The sequence below is a fragment of the Micromonospora mirobrigensis genome (genome assembly GCF_900091555.1).
Taxonomy (GTDB): domain Bacteria; phylum Actinomycetota; class Actinomycetes; order Mycobacteriales; family Micromonosporaceae; genus Micromonospora; species Micromonospora mirobrigensis.
The window spans coordinates 228,636-243,436 of the sequence record NZ_FMCX01000008.1 but is presented as its reverse complement, the minus strand read 5'-3'; the positions used below and the strand labels follow the sequence as shown (position 1 = coordinate 243,436).

Annotated in this window: 13 protein-coding genes; 5 read left to right on the top strand and 8 right to left on the bottom strand. The window is 71.0% G+C overall.

Annotated features, from left to right (window positions below):
- The 3 genes from uvrB to rpsA form a co-directional block, all read right to left on the bottom strand.
- Window positions 1–2,106: an excinuclease ABC subunit UvrB gene (gene uvrB / locus GA0070564_RS24480; RefSeq protein ID WP_091613498.1), complete on the bottom strand. Its 2,106-nt coding sequence runs from the start codon at window positions 2,104–2,106 to the stop codon at window positions 1–3.
- A gap of 291 nt (window positions 2,107–2,397) precedes the next feature.
- Window positions 2,398–3,579 carry a dephospho-CoA kinase gene (gene coaE / locus GA0070564_RS24475; protein WP_091613495.1) on the bottom strand — a complete coding sequence of 394 codons (1,182 nt, stop codon included), beginning with the start codon at window positions 3,577–3,579 and terminating at the stop codon, window positions 2,398–2,400.
- Between the two features lie 238 nt (window positions 3,580–3,817).
- On the bottom strand, window positions 3,818–5,314 hold the full coding sequence (gene rpsA, locus GA0070564_RS24470) for a 30S ribosomal protein S1 (protein ID WP_091613490.1): 1,497 nt from the start codon (window positions 5,312–5,314) through the stop codon (window positions 3,818–3,820).
- A 368-nt stretch (window positions 5,315–5,682) separates the two neighbouring features.
- Between rpsA and GA0070564_RS24465 the strand changes: the two genes are divergently transcribed.
- The 5 genes from GA0070564_RS24465 to GA0070564_RS30530 all read left to right on the top strand — a co-directional run bounded on the left by GA0070564_RS24465 (window position 5,683) and on the right by GA0070564_RS30530 (window position 8,262).
- A complete protein-coding gene (locus GA0070564_RS24465) occupies window positions 5,683–6,483 on the top strand; it encodes a class I SAM-dependent methyltransferase (RefSeq protein ID WP_091613485.1) in 801 nt (266 codons plus the stop codon).
- A 110-nt stretch (window positions 6,484–6,593) separates the two neighbouring features.
- On the top strand, window positions 6,594–7,145 hold the full coding sequence (locus tag GA0070564_RS24460; RefSeq protein WP_091613482.1) for a Uma2 family endonuclease: 552 nt from the start codon (window positions 6,594–6,596) through the stop codon (window positions 7,143–7,145).
- Window positions 7,146–7,195: 50 nt separating this feature from the next.
- A complete protein-coding gene (locus tag GA0070564_RS24455; RefSeq protein WP_091613479.1) occupies window positions 7,196–7,414 on the top strand; it encodes a hypervirulence associated TUDOR domain-containing protein in 219 nt (72 codons plus the stop codon).
- The gene (locus tag GA0070564_RS24450; RefSeq protein WP_091613476.1) at window positions 7,401–7,832 is read left to right on the top strand and encodes a DUF3140 domain-containing protein; all 432 of its coding nucleotides are present in this window, start codon (window positions 7,401–7,403) and stop codon (window positions 7,830–7,832) included. Before GA0070564_RS24455 ends, GA0070564_RS24450 begins: the two co-directional genes overlap by 14 nt.
- A 70-nt stretch (window positions 7,833–7,902) precedes the next feature.
- The gene (locus tag GA0070564_RS30530; RefSeq protein WP_091613471.1) at window positions 7,903–8,262 is read left to right on the top strand and encodes an SDR family NAD(P)-dependent oxidoreductase; all 360 of its coding nucleotides are present in this window, start codon (window positions 7,903–7,905) and stop codon (window positions 8,260–8,262) included.
- Here the strand turns inward: GA0070564_RS30530 and polA are convergent.
- The 5 genes from polA to GA0070564_RS24420 form a co-directional block, all read right to left on the bottom strand.
- A complete protein-coding gene (gene polA / locus GA0070564_RS24440; RefSeq protein WP_091613468.1) occupies window positions 8,256–10,955 on the bottom strand; it encodes a DNA polymerase I in 2,700 nt (899 codons plus the stop codon). The two genes, GA0070564_RS30530 and polA, sit on opposite strands and share 7 nt — an antisense overlap.
- A gap of 115 nt (window positions 10,956–11,070) precedes the next feature.
- On the bottom strand, window positions 11,071–11,781 hold the full coding sequence (locus tag GA0070564_RS24435; protein WP_091613463.1) for an ABC transporter ATP-binding protein: 711 nt from the start codon (window positions 11,779–11,781) through the stop codon (window positions 11,071–11,073).
- Complete coding sequence (locus GA0070564_RS24430) at window positions 11,771–12,691, bottom strand: ABC transporter ATP-binding protein (protein WP_176730822.1); 921 nt, start codon at window positions 12,689–12,691, stop codon at window positions 11,771–11,773. Before GA0070564_RS24430 ends, GA0070564_RS24435 begins: the two co-directional genes overlap by 11 nt.
- Window positions 12,684–13,838: a branched-chain amino acid ABC transporter permease gene (locus tag GA0070564_RS24425; RefSeq protein WP_091613458.1), complete on the bottom strand. Its 1,155-nt coding sequence runs from the start codon at window positions 13,836–13,838 to the stop codon at window positions 12,684–12,686. Before GA0070564_RS24425 ends, GA0070564_RS24430 begins: the two co-directional genes overlap by 8 nt.
- Window positions 13,835–14,785 carry a branched-chain amino acid ABC transporter permease gene (locus GA0070564_RS24420; RefSeq protein WP_091613454.1) on the bottom strand — a complete coding sequence of 317 codons (951 nt, stop codon included), beginning with the start codon at window positions 14,783–14,785 and terminating at the stop codon, window positions 13,835–13,837. Before GA0070564_RS24420 ends, GA0070564_RS24425 begins: the two co-directional genes overlap by 4 nt.
- Window positions 14,786–14,801 lie beyond the last annotated feature (16 nt).

The following is a 14,801-nucleotide window of genomic DNA, read 5'->3' as shown; positions in this document are numbered from 1 at the left end:
TCACTTCACGCCGGCGGCGTCCATCCCCCGCAGTTCCTTCTTCAGGTCGGAGACCTCGTCGCGGATCCGGGCGGCCAGCTCGAACTGCAACTCCCGGGCCGCGGCGAGCATCTGGTCGTTGAGCTCCTGGATCAGGTTGGCCAGGTCGGCCCGGGCCATCCCCTCCCGCGACGGCGTGGCCGCGCCGCCCCGACCCCGGCTGCGGGTCTCCTTGACCGGCGCCTTGCCGCGGGAGAGCTGCCGGGCGGCCCCACCGACCTGGTTGTCGGTGTCCTCGGCCTCCCGGTAGATGTCGTCCAGGATGTCGTGGATCTTCTTCCGCAGCGGCTCGGGGCTGATCCCGTGCGCCTCGTTGTGCGCGATCTGCTTGTCCCGACGCCGGTTGGTCTCGTCGATCGCGCTCGCCATCGACGGGGTGATCTTGTCGGCGTACATGTGGACCTGGCCGGAGACGTTACGGGCGGCCCGGCCGATGGTCTGGATCAGCGACCGACCGCTGCGCAGGAAACCCTCCTTGTCGGCGTCCAGGATCGCCACCAGGGAGACCTCCGGCAGGTCGAGACCCTCGCGGAGCAGGTTGATGCCGACCAGCACGTCGTACTCGCCCTTGCGCAGCTCGCGCAGCAGCTCCACCCGGCGCAGCGTGTCGACCTCGGAGTGTAGGTAGCGCACCCGGATGCCGTTCTCCAGGAGATAGTCCGACAGGTCCTCGGCCATCTTCTTGGTCAGCGTGGTGACCAGCACCCGCTCGTCGCGCTCGGTACGCAGCTTGATCTCGTGCATCAGGTCGTCGATCTGACCCTTGGTGGGCTTGATCACCACCTCCGGGTCGATCAGACCGGTCGGGCGGATCACCTGCTCGACGAACTCACCCTGCGCCTTCTCCAGCTCCCACGGCCCGGGGGTGGCGGAGAGGTAGACCATCTGGCCGACCCGCTCCAGGAACTCGTCGAAGCGCAACGGCCGGTTGTCGGCGGCGCTGGGCAACCGGAAGCCGTGGTCGATCAGCATCCGCTTGCGGGACGCGTCGCCCTCGTACATGCCGCCGATCTGCGGGATGGTCACGTGCGACTCGTCGACCACCGTGAGGAAGTCGTCCGGGAAGTAGTCGAGCAGGCAGTGCGGCGGACTGCCGGGCAGCCGGCCGTCGATGTGCATCGAGTAGTTCTCGATGCCGGAGCAGAAGCCGACCTGCCGCATCATCTCGATGTCGTAGGTCGTGCGCATCCGCAGCCGCTGCGCCTCCAGCAGCTTGCCCTGCCGGTCCAGCTCGGCCAGCCGCTCGCCCAGCTCGGCCTCGATGTCGCGGATCGCCCGCTCCATCCGCTCCGGGCCGGCGGCGTAGTGCGTGGCGGGGAAGATCAGCAGGTGGTCGACCTCGCGGACCACGTCACCGGTGAGCGGGTTGAGGTAGTAGAGCTTCTCCACCTCGTCACCGAAGAGCTCGATCCGGACGGCCAGCTCCTCGTACGCCGGGATGATCTCCAGCGTGTCGCCGCGGACCCGGAAGGTGCCGCGCTGGAACGCCATGTCGTTGCGCGTGTACTGGATGTCGACCAGCCGGCGCAACAGCTGGTCGCGGTCGAGCTCCTGCCCGACGGCGACCCGCACCGCGCGGTCGAGGTATTCCTCCGGGGTGCCCAGGCCGTAGATCGCCGAGACCGTCGCCACCACGATGGTGTCCCGGCGGGTGAGCAGGGACATCGTCGCCTTGTGCCGCAGCCGCTCGACCTCCTCGTTGATCGAGGAGTCCTTCTCGATGTAGGTGTCGGTCTGCGGGATGTAGGCCTCGGGCTGGTAGTAGTCGTAGTAGGAGACGAAGTATTCGACCGAGTTGTGCGGGAGCAGCTCGCCGAACTCCTTGGCCAGCTGGGCGGCGAGGGTCTTGTTGGGGGCGAGCACCAGGGTCGGGCGTTGCAGCCGCTCCACCAGCCACGCGGTGGTCGCGCTCTTGCCCGTGCCGGTCGCGCCGAGCAGCACGGTGTCGCGGTCACCGCGCCGGACCCGACGCTCCAGCTCGTCGATCGCGGCGGGCTGGTCGCCGGCCGGCTGGAACTCGGAGACGACCTGGAACCGGCCGTCGAGCCGGGGAATGTCGAGCGCCATGACCACAACGGTACGCCGGGGGTCCGACACTTCCGCCCGACCACCGAGGGTCCGTGATCGGCTTCGATATTCCCATTGTGAGGCCCCTGTCAGCGCGCTAGCCTGTTGTCCGTAGGCCGCTCGCGGCGGCCGATCGGGCAGGTGGCCGGGCCCTCGTCGGGCTCCCGCCCCCGGCACGTGAGGTCGCAGCACCCGGACATCACCGGCGTGCGCACCTCTCGTGGTCGCGCTGGAGGCGCTGACCGGCCGCCGCGAGCGCCCCTGCCGACCGGCCCACGGGGCCGACCACGGTCAGGGGCGCCAACCGGTCCGGACCGCCCACTCCTCGGCGCGCAGCTGCTCCTCGTCGAACCACGGATCCTTCGCGGTGCTGTAGACCGCGCCGTCCGGGGCGGCGGCGGCCAGCTCCCGCTTCAGCAGCAGGTACGCCGAACGCTGGTCCGGGTCGGCGCGCAGGTGGTCGCGCATGAGCAGGGCGTACCGCCAGCCGGGCGAGTCGGCCTCCCGCACGTGCAGGTGGACCGGCCGGGCCGGGTCGGCGCTGCCGTGCAGCCGCTTCGGCCACCGGCCACTACCCGGAGGCCGGGGGTTGTCCCACCACTGCCCCGGCACCCGGGGGAAGCCGGCCTCGGTGAGCCGCTCGGCGAGCGGGCCGTCCGCCTCGTCCAGCGACGCGACGGTGAGCTGGACGTCGATCACGTCCTTGGCGGCCAGCCCGGGCACGGCCGTCGAGCCGATGTGGTCCACCCGCAGGTCGGCGGGGGCGACCGCGTGCCGGATCCGGGCGGCCAGCCGGGCGTACTGCTGCGGCCAGGTCGGGTCCGGGCCGGCCAGCGCGACCGGCTCCGGGCGGACCACCCGGCGCTCCCGTACGTTCGCCTCGTAGGGCACCAGCCGGTCCCGCCAGAGCGCGTCCACCACCGCGTGCAGCTCGTCCAGGCCGCCGTCGTTGTGCAGGACCACGTCGGCCCAGGCGCGGCGCCGCTCGTCGTCGGCCTGCGCGGCGATCCGCCGCTCGGCCTCCGCCCGGGGCATCCCCCGGTCGCGCGCCAACCGCTCCAACCGGGTCTGCACCGCCGTCTGCACCACGACCACCAGGTGGTACGTCGGCGCGAGTCCCACCTCGACCAGCAGCGGCACGTCGTTGACGACCACCGCGTCCGGTCCCGCCGCGGCGACCAGCTCGGCGGTGCGGGCGCGGACCCGGGGGTGCGTGATCGCCTCCAGCCGGCGGCGGGCCGCCTCGTCGGCGAAGACCAGCGCACCCAGCGCGGCACGGTCCAGCGCGCCGTGCGGATCCAGTACCCGCTCCGAGAAGGCCGCGACGATCTCGGCCAGCCCCTCGGTGCCCGGCGCCACCACCTCACGGGCGATCCGGTCGGCGTCGACGACCACGGCGCCCAGGGCGGCCAGCCGGGCCGCCACCGCGCTCTTGCCCGACCCGATCCCGCCGGTCAGCCCCACTCTCAGCACCGGACCAGTCAACCCGATGGCCGGACCGCTGCCAACCGCGCCCCCACCCGTCGGGCGACCGGCCGACATACCGGCCAGCCGCTCGTGGGACCCGGGTGTCCAGGGGTGGGCATGCGAGAGCCCCGCCCTCGGCGATCCGGCGTACCGGATGCACGAGGACGGGGCTCGTCGTCGTTCTAGACGGCTCCGACCTCCGGCGCACCGTCAGGTGCGCGCAACTGTCGGAATCGTCGCGGCGTCACTTGCCGCCGGCGAGCTTCTCCCGCAGAGCGGCGAGCGCCTCGTCGGTGGCCAGGGTGCCCGCCGGCTCCTCGGCCTGCCGGCTCGGGGCCGTGCTGGTCGAGGAGGTGGTGGTGCCACCGGTCGACACCGGCGGAGCCGGGTTGGCAGCGGCCTCGGCGTCGGCGGCCCGGGAGGTCTGCACCTGCTTGGTGTGGGCCTCCCAACGCTGACGCGCCTCGGCGTACTGGTTCTCCCAGGTCTCCCGCTGCTTGTCGTACCCCTCGAGCCACTCGCCCGTCTCCGGGTCGAAGCCCTCCGGGTAGATGTAGTTGCCCTCGGTGTCGTACGTCGCGGCCATGCCGTAGAGGGTGGGGTCGAAGTGCTCCTCGCCCTCGACGAAGCCCTCGTTGGCCTGCTTGAGCGACAGCGAGATCCGGCGGCGCTCCAGGTCGATGTCGATGACCTTGACCATGACCTCGGAGCCGACCTGGACGACCTGCTCCGGGATCTCCACGTGGCGCTCGGCCAGCTCGGAGATGTGGACCAGGCCCTCGATGCCGTCGTCCACCCGGACGAAGGCGCCGAACGGCACCAGCTTGGTGACCTTACCCGGCACGATCTGCTGGATCGCGTGGGTGCGGGCGAACTGACGCCACGGGTCCTCCTGGGTCGCCTTCAGCGACAGCGAGACCCGCTCGCGGTCCAGGTCGACGTCCAGGACCTCGACCTCGACCTCCTGGCCGACCTCGACGACCTCGGACGGGTGGTCGATGTGCTTCCAGGAGAGCTCGGAGACGTGCACCAGGCCGTCCACGCCGCCCAGGTCGACGAAGGCGCCGAAGTTGACGATCGAGGACACGACGCCCTTGCGGACCTGGCCCTTCTGCAGCTTGTTGAGGAACTCGGTGCGCACCTCGGACTGCGTCTGCTCCAGCCAGGCCCGGCGGGACAGGACCACGTTGTTGCGGTTCTTGTCCAGCTCGATGATCTTGGCTTCGAGCTCGCGCCCGACGTACGGCTGCAGGTCACGCACCCGCCGCATCTCGACCAGGGACGCCGGCAGGAAGCCGCGGAGCCCGATGTCGAGGATGAGGCCGCCCTTGACCACCTCGATGACCGAACCGCGGACGACGCCGTCCTCGTCCTTGATCTTCTCGATCGTGCCCCAGGCCCGCTCGTACTGCGCCCGCTTCTTGGAGAGGATCAGACGACCCTCCTTGTCCTCCTTCTGGAGGACCAGGGCCTCGATGTGGTCACCAACCGAAACGACCTCGGCCGGGTCCACGTCGTGCTTGATCGACAACTCACGAGAGGGGATGACACCCTCGGTCTTGTAGCCGATGTCGAGCAGGACCTCGTCCCGATCGACCTTGACGACGGTGCCTTCGACAATGTCGCCGTCGTTGAAGTACTTGATGGTCTCGTCGATCGCGGCGAGGAAAGCTTCCTCGGAACCGAGATCGTCGTGGGTGACCCGGGTGGCGCTCGAGGGGGCCTCGATGCTGCTCGTCATGTGGGCGGTTGCTCCGGTCGGATGGTGTGTCACAGCAAAGCTGGTGTCGCAGTGACCTGTTCGCGCCAGCGGACCCGCCGCCGGGCACACCGAACGATCGCCAAGAGAAGATCATTAGTGGCTCCGGTGACCGCGCACCTGCTCCCTGCCGAGGCACACGATCCGCGAGCGCATCGTCTACCCTACCCGCTGTATTACCACAGCGTGCAAGGCCTCCCGGGTCCTCGCGACCTCGTCAGCTGCGAAAGCGGAGATTTCGCCCGCCGGACGCCCCGGGGTGTCTCGCAGGTCACAGCGGCCCCAGACGCACCGGCGCGGCGTCGGTGGCCGGAGCGGGCGAGCCCCGGACGGGGGCCTAGCGTGGGCGCGTGGACGACGACAGGGTGACCCGCCGGCGGGTCGAGGACGCCGAGGCACGCCGCGCCAACCGGGGCTGGTGGGACGCCGACGCCGACGACTACCAGGCCGAGCACGGCGCCTTCCTGGGCGACGTGGACTTCGTGTGGTGCCCGGAGGGGCTGCGCGAGGCCGACGCCCGGCTGCTCGGCGACGTGACCGGACGCCGGGTCCTCGAACTGGGCTGCGGGGCCGCGGCCTGCTCCCGCTGGCTGGCCACCGAGGGCGCCCGGCCGGTCGCCTTCGACCTGTCCGCCGGCATGCTGCGGCACGCCGCGCACGCCGCCCACACCACCGGCGTACGCGTGCCGCTGGTGCAGGCCGACGCGCTGGCGCTGCCCTTCGCCGGCGCCTCGTTCGACGTCACCTGCACCGCGTTCGGGGCGATCCCGTTCGTCGACGACTCCGCCGCGCTGATGCGTGAGGTGTTCCGGGTGCTGCGCCCCGGCGGCCGCTGGGTCTTCTCGGTCACCCACCCGATGCGGTGGATCTTCCTGGACGACCCGGGCGAGGGCGGGCTGACCGCGGTGCACTCGTACTTCGACCGCTCCCCGTACGTCGAGCAGGACGAGCACGGGGTGGCCACCTACGTCGAGCAGCACCGCACCCTCGGCGACCGGATCCGGGAGCTGGTCGGGGCCGGCTTCCGCCTGGTCGACCTGGTGGAGCCGGAGTGGCCGGCCGGGCACCAGGGGATCTGGGGGCAGTGGAGCCCGCTGCGGGGGCGGCTCTTCCCCGGCACCGCCATCTTCGTCACCGAGAAACCGCGATGACGTGCCAACCGGACAGGATGACCGGCTCCGCGGCCGCGGAGCGCGGTTACGCTGAGCCGGTGAGCGCCGAGCCGATCCCGACACCACCTGGCCCATGGTGTCCGGACCCGATGCGGCAGCAGCGTGCCGACTACACGCTGGAAGACCTGCTCACCCTGCCGGACGACGCCCCCCGCGTCGAACTCGTCGACGGAGTGATTCAGGTGACCCCCTCCCCCACCCTGGGCCACCAGGACATCTCCTTCCTGCTGCGGCTCTGGTTGCACACCCGGGCGCCGCGACGCCTGCGGGTGGCCCAGGACGTCGGAGTCACCCTGGCCCGCAACACGAGCCGCCGGCCGGACGTGCTGCTGTGCCGCGCGGACCTGTCGTCGAACGTGTCGGAGGTCGCGCCGGCAGCGGTCGTGCTCGCGGTCGAGATCGTCTCGCCGGGCACCCGACGGGTCGACCGGTTCGCGAAGCCGGCTGAGTACGCGGCCGCCGGCATCCCCTTCTTCTGGCGCATCGAGCAGGACCCCGTGCACCTCTACGCCTACCGCCTCAGCGAGCGGCCGAGTCCGGGCGGCGAACGGCAGTACGAGCTGGTCGCCGACAGCGCCGAGCTGATCGAGCTGACCGACCCGTTCGACATCAAGCTCCCGATCAGCGAGATCACCCCGTAGGGCCCGGCGGCGCGTCGTTTTCCTCCGGCCGCCCCGGGTAACCCGGCGGCATGGCCGAGAACGAGTTCCGCACCGGCGACCACGTCTCCTGGGCCAGCCACAGCGGCCGGGCGTACGGCGTGGTCAGGGAGAAGATCACCGAGCGGACCCACGTGCGCGGGCACGCGGTGGACGCCTCGCCGGCGGAGCCGCAGTACCGGATCCGCAACGACGACTCGGGCCGCGACGTCGCCCACCGTCCGGAGGTGCTGCGCCATGAGCGGCCGTGACCAGGGGCAGGACACCTATCGGGAGTTCACCGAGGCGGTGAACATGAAGCCGGGTGAGCTGTCGAAGTGGCTGGAGACCGACGAGTCCAAGCACGTCGGCTGGCGGAAGAAGGGCACCGCGGGCGGCGAGACCGTCGGCCACGAGTCCGGCCGTCGGATCATCGAGCTGCTGCGCCGCAAGCGCGACCAGCTCTCCGAGGCCGACTACCGACACATGCGCAAGGTCGTCGGGTACGTCCGCCGGCACATGGCGCAACGCCCCAGCGGCGACGTCCGGCAGACCCGATGGCGGTACTCGCTGATGAACTGGGGTCACGACCCGGTCAAGGAGCCGCTCCCGCCGCCCGGCGGCCCGTCCCGCAAGGCCCTCGACCGGCGCGGAACCCCACCCAGGGAGCGCCGCGGTCCCGGCCGCTGAGCTCCCGGAACCGGGCGCGCGAGCCGGAGGCTTGACCCTGCCGCTGACGTCAGGTCCGACGATCGTCGGCATGAACGAGGAACGACAGAACCGGATCATCGTGGTCACCGGCGCGGGCACCGGCATCGGCCGGGCCACCGCCCGCGCGTTCGCCGCGCGCGGCGACCGGGTGCTGGCGGTGGGGCGTCGCCCCGCGCCACTGGCCGAGACCGCCGCCGGGCACCCCCTCATCACGCCGGTGGTGGCCGACGTGACCGCCGAGAACGCGCCGGCGCGGGTGGTCGGCGAGGCGCTGGACTCGGGTGCGACATCCGCCACCTGCTCGACGCCGGCCTCACCCTGGACGACGCCCGGGCGTTCCGGCCCTGCCTCGACGGGGAACTTGACCGCCGCGAGTCCCGCCCCGGCCGGCATCCGGGTCGGTCAGTGATCCGCGCTGTTCCAGTCCCGCCCCTCGCCGACCGACACCTCCAGCGGCACCGACAGCGGGTACGCCCCGCCCATCTCCCGGCGGACCAGCGCCTCCAGGGCCTCCCGCTCGCCGGGGGCCACCTCGAAGACCAGCTCGTCGTGCACCTGCAGCAGCATCCGGGAGCGCAGCCCGGCGTCGCGCAGCGCGGTGTCGACGTGCAGCATCGCCACCTTGATGATGTCGGCGGCCGAGCCCTGGATGGGGGCGTTGAGGGCCATCCGCTCGGCGATGTCCCGGCGCTGGCGGTTGTCGCTGACCAGGTCGGGCAGGTAGCGGCGGCGGCCCAGGATGGTGGAGGTGTAGCCGTCGTGGCGGGCCCGCGCCACCACCTCGTGCAGGTAGTCCCGAACGCCACCGAAGCCGGCGAAGTAGTTCTCCATCAGCCCGCGCGCCTCCTCGGTGCCGATCCCGAGCTGCTGGGACAGACCGAACGCGCTCAGCCCGTACGCCAGGCCGTAGTTCATCGCCTTGATCTTGCGCCGCTGGTCGGCGGTGACCTGGTCGACGGGCACCGCGAAGACCGAGGAGGCGGTGGCCGCGTGGAAGTCGTGGCCGGAGTTGAACGCCTCGATCAGGGCGTCGTCCGACGACAGGTGCGCCATGATCCGCATCTCGATCTGGCTGTAGTCGGCGGTGAGCAGGCACTCGTAGCCCTCGCCGACCACGAAGGCCCGCCGGATCCGCCGCCCCTCCTCGGTGCGGATCGGGATGTTCTGCAGGTTGGGCTCGGTGGAGGAGAGCCGGCCGGTGGCGGCGACCGTCTGGTTGAACGTGGTGTGGATCCGGCCGTCGTCGGAGACCGACTTGAGCAGGCCGTCGACTGTCGACTTCAACTTGGCCACGTCGCGGTGGCGCAGCAGGTGCTCCAGGACCGGGTGCGGGTTCTGCGCGTAGAGCCACTGCAACGCGTCGGCGTCGGTGGTGTAACCGGTCTTGATCTTCTTGGTCTTGGGCAGGCCCAGCTCGGTGAAGAGGATCTCCTGGAGCTGCTTGGGCGAGCCGAGGTTGAACTCCCGCCCGACCGCCGCGTACGCGCCCTGGGCGGCGGCCTTCACCTCGGCGGCGAAGTGCGCCTCCAACTCGGACAGGTAGTGCGTGTCGGCGGCGATGCCGGTGCGCTCCATGCCGGCGAGCACCCGCATCAGCGGCAGTTCCACCCCGGCCATCAGCCGCGCCGACTGCTCGCCGTCGCGGGACAGCTCGGCGTCGATCGCGTCGGCCAGGTCGAGGGTGGCCCGGGCCTGGAGCATCAGGTTCTCCTCGGCGGCGCCGTCGTCGCCCAACCCGTCGAGGGTGAGCTGGCCGGTCTCCGGCGCGTCCACCCGCAGCTCCCGGTGCAGGTAGCGCAGCGCCAGGTCGGTCAGGTCGTAGGAGCGCTGGTCGGGACGGGCCAGGTAGGCGGCGATCTGGGTGTCCCGGGCGATCCCGGCCAGGTCCCAGCCGTGGGCGGCGAAGGCGAGCACGGCCGGCTTGCTGTCGTGCAGCACCTTGGGGCGCTGCGCGTCGGCCAGCCAGCCGGCGAGGGCGGCCTCGTCGGCGGCCTGCAGCCCGGCCGGGTCGAAGTAGGCCGCGGCGCCGGCGCCGCTGGCCAGGGCCATGCCGGTGACCGAGGCGGTGTGCCGCCGGTTGGGACCGGTGTCCAGCTTGACCGCCAGGCCGACCGGGGAGCCGGCCGGGGCGTGCGTCTCCAGCCAGCCGGCCACCGCGCCGGGCTCGGTGAGCACCTGCCCCGACAGGTCGAAGCCGGCCTCCGCCTCCGGCTCCACCGCCTCGAGGTACTGGTAGAGCCGGTCGCGCAGGATGCGGAACTCCAGGGTGTCGAAGACCTGGTGCACGGCCTCCCGGTCCCACCCCTCCCACCGGGAGTCCTCCGGGCGCAGCGGCAGCTCCAGGTCGCTGACCAGGCAGTTGATCTCGTAGTTGCGGATCACGTCGGCGAGCCGCTCGCGGAGGCTGTCGCCGGCCTTGCCCTTGATCTTGTCGGCGTGGGCGATCACGCCCTCCACCCCGTCGTACATGTTGATCCACTTGGCGGCCGTCTTCGGGCCGACGCCGGGGATGCCGGGCAGGTTGTCGCTGGTCTCGCCGACCAGGGCGGCCAGGTCGCGGTAGCGCTCCGGGCCGACACCGTATTTCTCCCGCACCGCCGCCGGATCCATCCGGGCCAGGTCGGAGACGCCCTTGCGCGGGTAGAGCACGGTCACCCGATCGCCGACGAGCTGCAACGCGTCCCGGTCGCCGCTGGAGATCAGCACCTCCATGCCGGCGTCACGGGCCTGGCAGGCGAGAGTGGCGATGACGTCGTCGGCCTCGTAGCCCTCCTTCTCGACCACCGGGATGCGCAGCGCGTCGAGGACCTCCTTGATCAGGCTGACCTGACCCTTGAAGTCGGTGGGGGTCTCCTTGCGGCCGGCCTTGTACTCGGCGTACTTCTCGGTGCGGAAGGAGCGGCGGGAGACGTCGAAGGCGACCACGATGTGGCTGGGCTGCTCGTCGCGGAGCGCGTTGATCAGCATCGAGGTGAAGCCGTACACCGCGTTGGTCGGCTGACCCGTCGTGGTGGCGAAGTTCTCCACCGGCAGGGCGTGGAACGCCCGGTATGCCATCGAGTGTCCGTCGACGAGGAGCAGGCGCGGGGTCTTGGCTGTCACGGCAGCGACTCTAGCCCGTACGCCCGACATCCCCGGGTGGCGGCACCGGGGACCCGGCGGAAAAACGCCGGCGGCCGGCCACCCGCGAGGGGTGGCCGGCCGCGACGGTACGACCTCAGGCCACGCCGAGGTACGCCTCCTTGACCGCCGGGTCGTGCAGCAGGTCCCGGCCGGTGCCCTCCTTGACGATCCGGCCGGTCTCCAGCACGTAGCCCCGGTGGGCGCGGGAGAGCGCCTGCTGGGCGTTCTGCTCGACCAGCAGGATGGTGGTGCCCTGCTCGTTGATCCGGGTGATGATCTCGAAGATCTGCTGGATCAGCTTCGGGGCGAGCCCCATCGACGGCTCGTCGAGCAGCAGCAGCCGGGGACGGGCCATCAGGGCCCGGCCCACCGCCAGCATCTGCTGCTCGCCGCCGGAGAGCGTGCCACCGGCCTGCTTGCGCCGCTCGGCCAGCCGGGGGAAGAGGTCCATGACCATCTTCAGGTCGTCGGCGATGCCGCCCTTGTCCCGGCGGGTGTACGCCCCCATCTCCAGGTTCTCCACCACCGACATACCGGGGAAGACGCCCCGGCCCTCGGGCGCCTGCCCGATGCCCCGGACCACCCGCAGGTCGGCCCGCATCCGGGTGACGTCGGTGCCGTCGAAGACGATCGAGCCGGACGCCACCGGGCGCAGCCCGGAGATGGCCCGCATGGTGGTGGTCTTGCCGGCGCCGTTCGCGCCGATCAGGGCCACCACCTCACCCTCGTTGACGGTGAGGCTGATCCCGTGCAGCGCCTGGATCCGGCCGTAGAGCAGGGTCAGGTCGTTGATCTCAAGCAGCATCGGTCGGCACCCCCAGGTACGCGGCGATCACCTTCGGGTCCTCGCGGACCTCGGCCGGCAGGCCCTCGGCGATCTTCTTGCCGAACTCCAGCACCACGATCCGATCGGTCACGCCCATCACCAGGCGCATGTCGTGCTCGATCAGCAGCACCGTGGTGCCGTTGTCCCGGATCTTACGGATCAGGACGTTCAACTCCTCCTTCTCCGCCGGGGTGAAGCCGGCGGCCGGCTCGTCCAGGCAGAGCAGGGTGGGGTTGGTGGCCAGCGCCCGGGCGATCTCCAGCCGGCGCTGCTCGCCGTAGGAGAGGTTGCGGGACAGGTCACCGGCGCGGCGCTCGATGCCGACGAAGCGCAGCAGCTCGTACGCCTTCTCCCGGCCCTCCCGCTCCTCCCGCCAGTGCCGCGGCAGCCGCAGCATCGCGGCGATGACGCTGGTCTTGTGGTGGGCGTCCGCGCCCACCATCACGTTCTCCAGCGCCGTCATCTCCGGGAAGAGCCGGATGTTCTGGAACGTCCGGGCGATGCCGGACTTGGTGATCCAGGACCGGCGCCTGCCGTTGATCCGCTGCCCGGCGAACCGGATCTCCCCCTCGGTGGGCCGGTAGACACCCGTCATCGCGTTGAAGCAGGTGGTCTTGCCGGCGCCGTTCGGGCCGATCAGGCCGAGGATCTCGCCCTTGTAGAGGGTGAAGGCGACGTCGTCGAGGGCCACCACACCGCCGAAGCGGAGGGTGACGTGGTCGACCTCCAGCAGCGGCTCCCGACCGGCCGGCGCCGTCTCGCCCGGGGTGGGCTCGACCGGCTTGTCCGCGCCGGCGGCCGGCGGGGTGCCGACGGTGCTGCGACCGTCGTCGGCGATGTCCCGCTGGCTGGTCTCGTCCCGCTCGCTGTGCATCTGCGGCTCACTCATTGGGCACCGTCTCCTGGGGAACCGCTTCCTTACGCCGATCCTCGATCTCGGCCGCGCGCCGCCGGTTGGGCACGATGCCCTGCGGGCGGAAGATCATCATGACGATGACCACGAGACCGAAGATCAGGATCCGGTACTCGGACGCGTTGAACTCCACCCCGACCAGGTCACCGGCGCCGCGCAGCCACTCCGGTAGGTACCAGGTGATGGCACCGCCGACGATGGCGCCCTTGATGTTGCCGGCGCCACCGAGGATGACCGCGGCAAGCACCAGGATGGAGCTCTCCAGCACGAACTGGTCGGAGTTGATGAACGTCTGTTTGCCGGCGAAGATCGCGCCGGTCAGACCGGCCACGGCCGCCCCGATCGCGAACGCCCACAGCTTGTACTTGAAGGTCGGCACGCCCATGATCTCGGCGGCGTCCTCGTCCTCCCGGATCGCCACCCAGGCCCGGCCGACCCGGCTGTTGGCCAGGTTCCGGATCAGCACCAGCACCACCAGGATCAGCGTGAGCATCAGCCAGTAGTACGGCTTGGAGTCGGCCACCCCGAACAGCGGCTTGCCGTCCGAGCCGGTGCCCGGCGGGTGCGGGATCGCCGGGATGCCCCGTTGGCCCTGGAGCAGACCGTCCTGCCGCGCGGCGTAGAGCCGGATCATCTCGGCGAAGCCGAGCGTCACGATGGCCAGGTAGTCGCCGCGCAGCCGCAGCGTCGGACCGCCGAGGATGACGCCCGAGATCATCGCGACCATCACCGCCAGCGGCACCGCCGCCAGCCACGGCCAGTTCGTGCCGAACCGGCTCTCCGGCGAGGTCAGCAACGCCACCGTGTACGCGCCGAGCGCGTAGAAGCCGAAGTAGCCGAGGTCGAGCAGGCCGGCGAAGCCGACCACCACGTTCAGGCCGACCGCCAGCAGGACGAAGACCGAGGTGTCGAAGAGGACACCGGCGAAGTCCGAGCTGGTGGTGTACAGCGCGAAGTACTTGCTGCCGATCGGGAAGCCCAGGTACTCGTAGAACCACTTGTTGGGCAGGACGTACAGGAAGACGATCAACGCCGCGACGGCGACCCAGCGGACCTGCTTGGGCATCGCCGCCCAGCGGGTCCTGATCCCCGCGGAGCGCTTGTCGTTCACGGTGGCGGTCATGCGCGCGCCCTCCCGAGAGATTCGCCGAGCAGACCCGTCGGGCGGAACATCAGCAGCACGATCAGCAGCACGAAACCGGTGAAGTCCTTCCACTCGCCGCCGAACAGGCCGGCGGCGTAGTTCTCCGCCAGGCCGAGCAGCAGGCCGCCGAGCAGCGCCCCGCGCAGGTTGCCGATGCCGCCGAGCACCGCGGCCGCGAAGGCCTTGAGCCCGAGCAGGAAGCCGATGTTGAACTTGGTGAAGCCGTACCGGACGTCCCAGAGCAGGGCGCCCACACCGGCCATGATGCCACCGAGGACGAAGACCAGCAGGATCACCCGGTTCTTGTTGACCCCCATCAGGGCCGCCGTGTCGGCGTCCTGAGCCACGGCCCGGATGCCCCGGCCCAGCCGGCTGCGGTTCACGAACTGGTCCAGCCCGACCATCATCACCAGGGTGATGCCGAGGATCAACATCTGGAGGTTGGTCACCCCGGCGCCGAAGACCGTGAAGAGGGTCTCCTGCGGGATCAGGGTGGGCATACCGAACGGGGCCCGCTCGGTACCGATGCCGAACGACTCGGCCAGCACGAACGACGCGCCGATCGCGGTGATGAGGAAGGCCAGCGGCGGAGCGTTGCGCCGGCGCAACGGCCGGTACGCCACCAGCTCGACCGTCACCGCCGTCAGCGCGGAGGCCGCCGCCGCCACCAGCAGGCCAGCGATGATCGCCACCAGCAGCGGCCCGAAGGCCGGAGCGGCGGAGTTCTGGTCGTAGCCGAGGAACTGCCAGGTCCACAGGGTGGCGAAGGTCCCGACCATGAAGACCTCGGAGTGAGCAAAGTTGATCAGGCGCAGGACGCCGTAGACGAGGGTGTAACCGAGGGCCACGAGCGCGTAGATCGCGCCCTGTTCCAGCCCGGTGATGGTCAGCGTCGGGAAGTTCCCGAACAGCTCATCGAAGTTCACGTGGGGGCTCCAACTG

Excerpts from the sequence above, each read along its gene's own strand:
- uvrB (WP_091613498.1), bottom strand. The coding sequence starts at position 2,106 with ATGGCGCTCGACATTCCCCGGCTCGACGGCCGGTTCCAGGTCGTCTCC.
- rpsA (WP_091613490.1), bottom strand. The coding sequence starts at position 5,314 with ATGACGAGCAGCATCGAGGCCCCCTCGAGCGCCACCCGGGTCACCCAC.
- GA0070564_RS24460 (WP_091613482.1), top strand. The coding sequence starts at position 6,594 with ATGCGGCAGCAGCGTGCCGACTACACGCTGGAAGACCTGCTCACCCTG.
- GA0070564_RS24455 (WP_091613479.1), top strand. The coding sequence starts at position 7,196 with ATGGCCGAGAACGAGTTCCGCACCGGCGACCACGTCTCCTGGGCCAGC.
- GA0070564_RS24450 (WP_091613476.1), top strand. The coding sequence starts at position 7,401 with ATGAGCGGCCGTGACCAGGGGCAGGACACCTATCGGGAGTTCACCGAG.
- GA0070564_RS30530 (WP_091613471.1), top strand. The coding sequence starts at position 7,903 with ATGAACGAGGAACGACAGAACCGGATCATCGTGGTCACCGGCGCGGGC.
- GA0070564_RS24435 (WP_091613463.1), bottom strand. The coding sequence starts at position 11,781 with ATGCTGCTTGAGATCAACGACCTGACCCTGCTCTACGGCCGGATCCAG.
- GA0070564_RS24430 (WP_176730822.1), bottom strand. The coding sequence starts at position 12,691 with ATGAGTGAGCCGCAGATGCACAGCGAGCGGGACGAGACCAGCCAGCGG.
- GA0070564_RS24425 (WP_091613458.1), bottom strand. The coding sequence starts at position 13,838 with ATGACCGCCACCGTGAACGACAAGCGCTCCGCGGGGATCAGGACCCGC.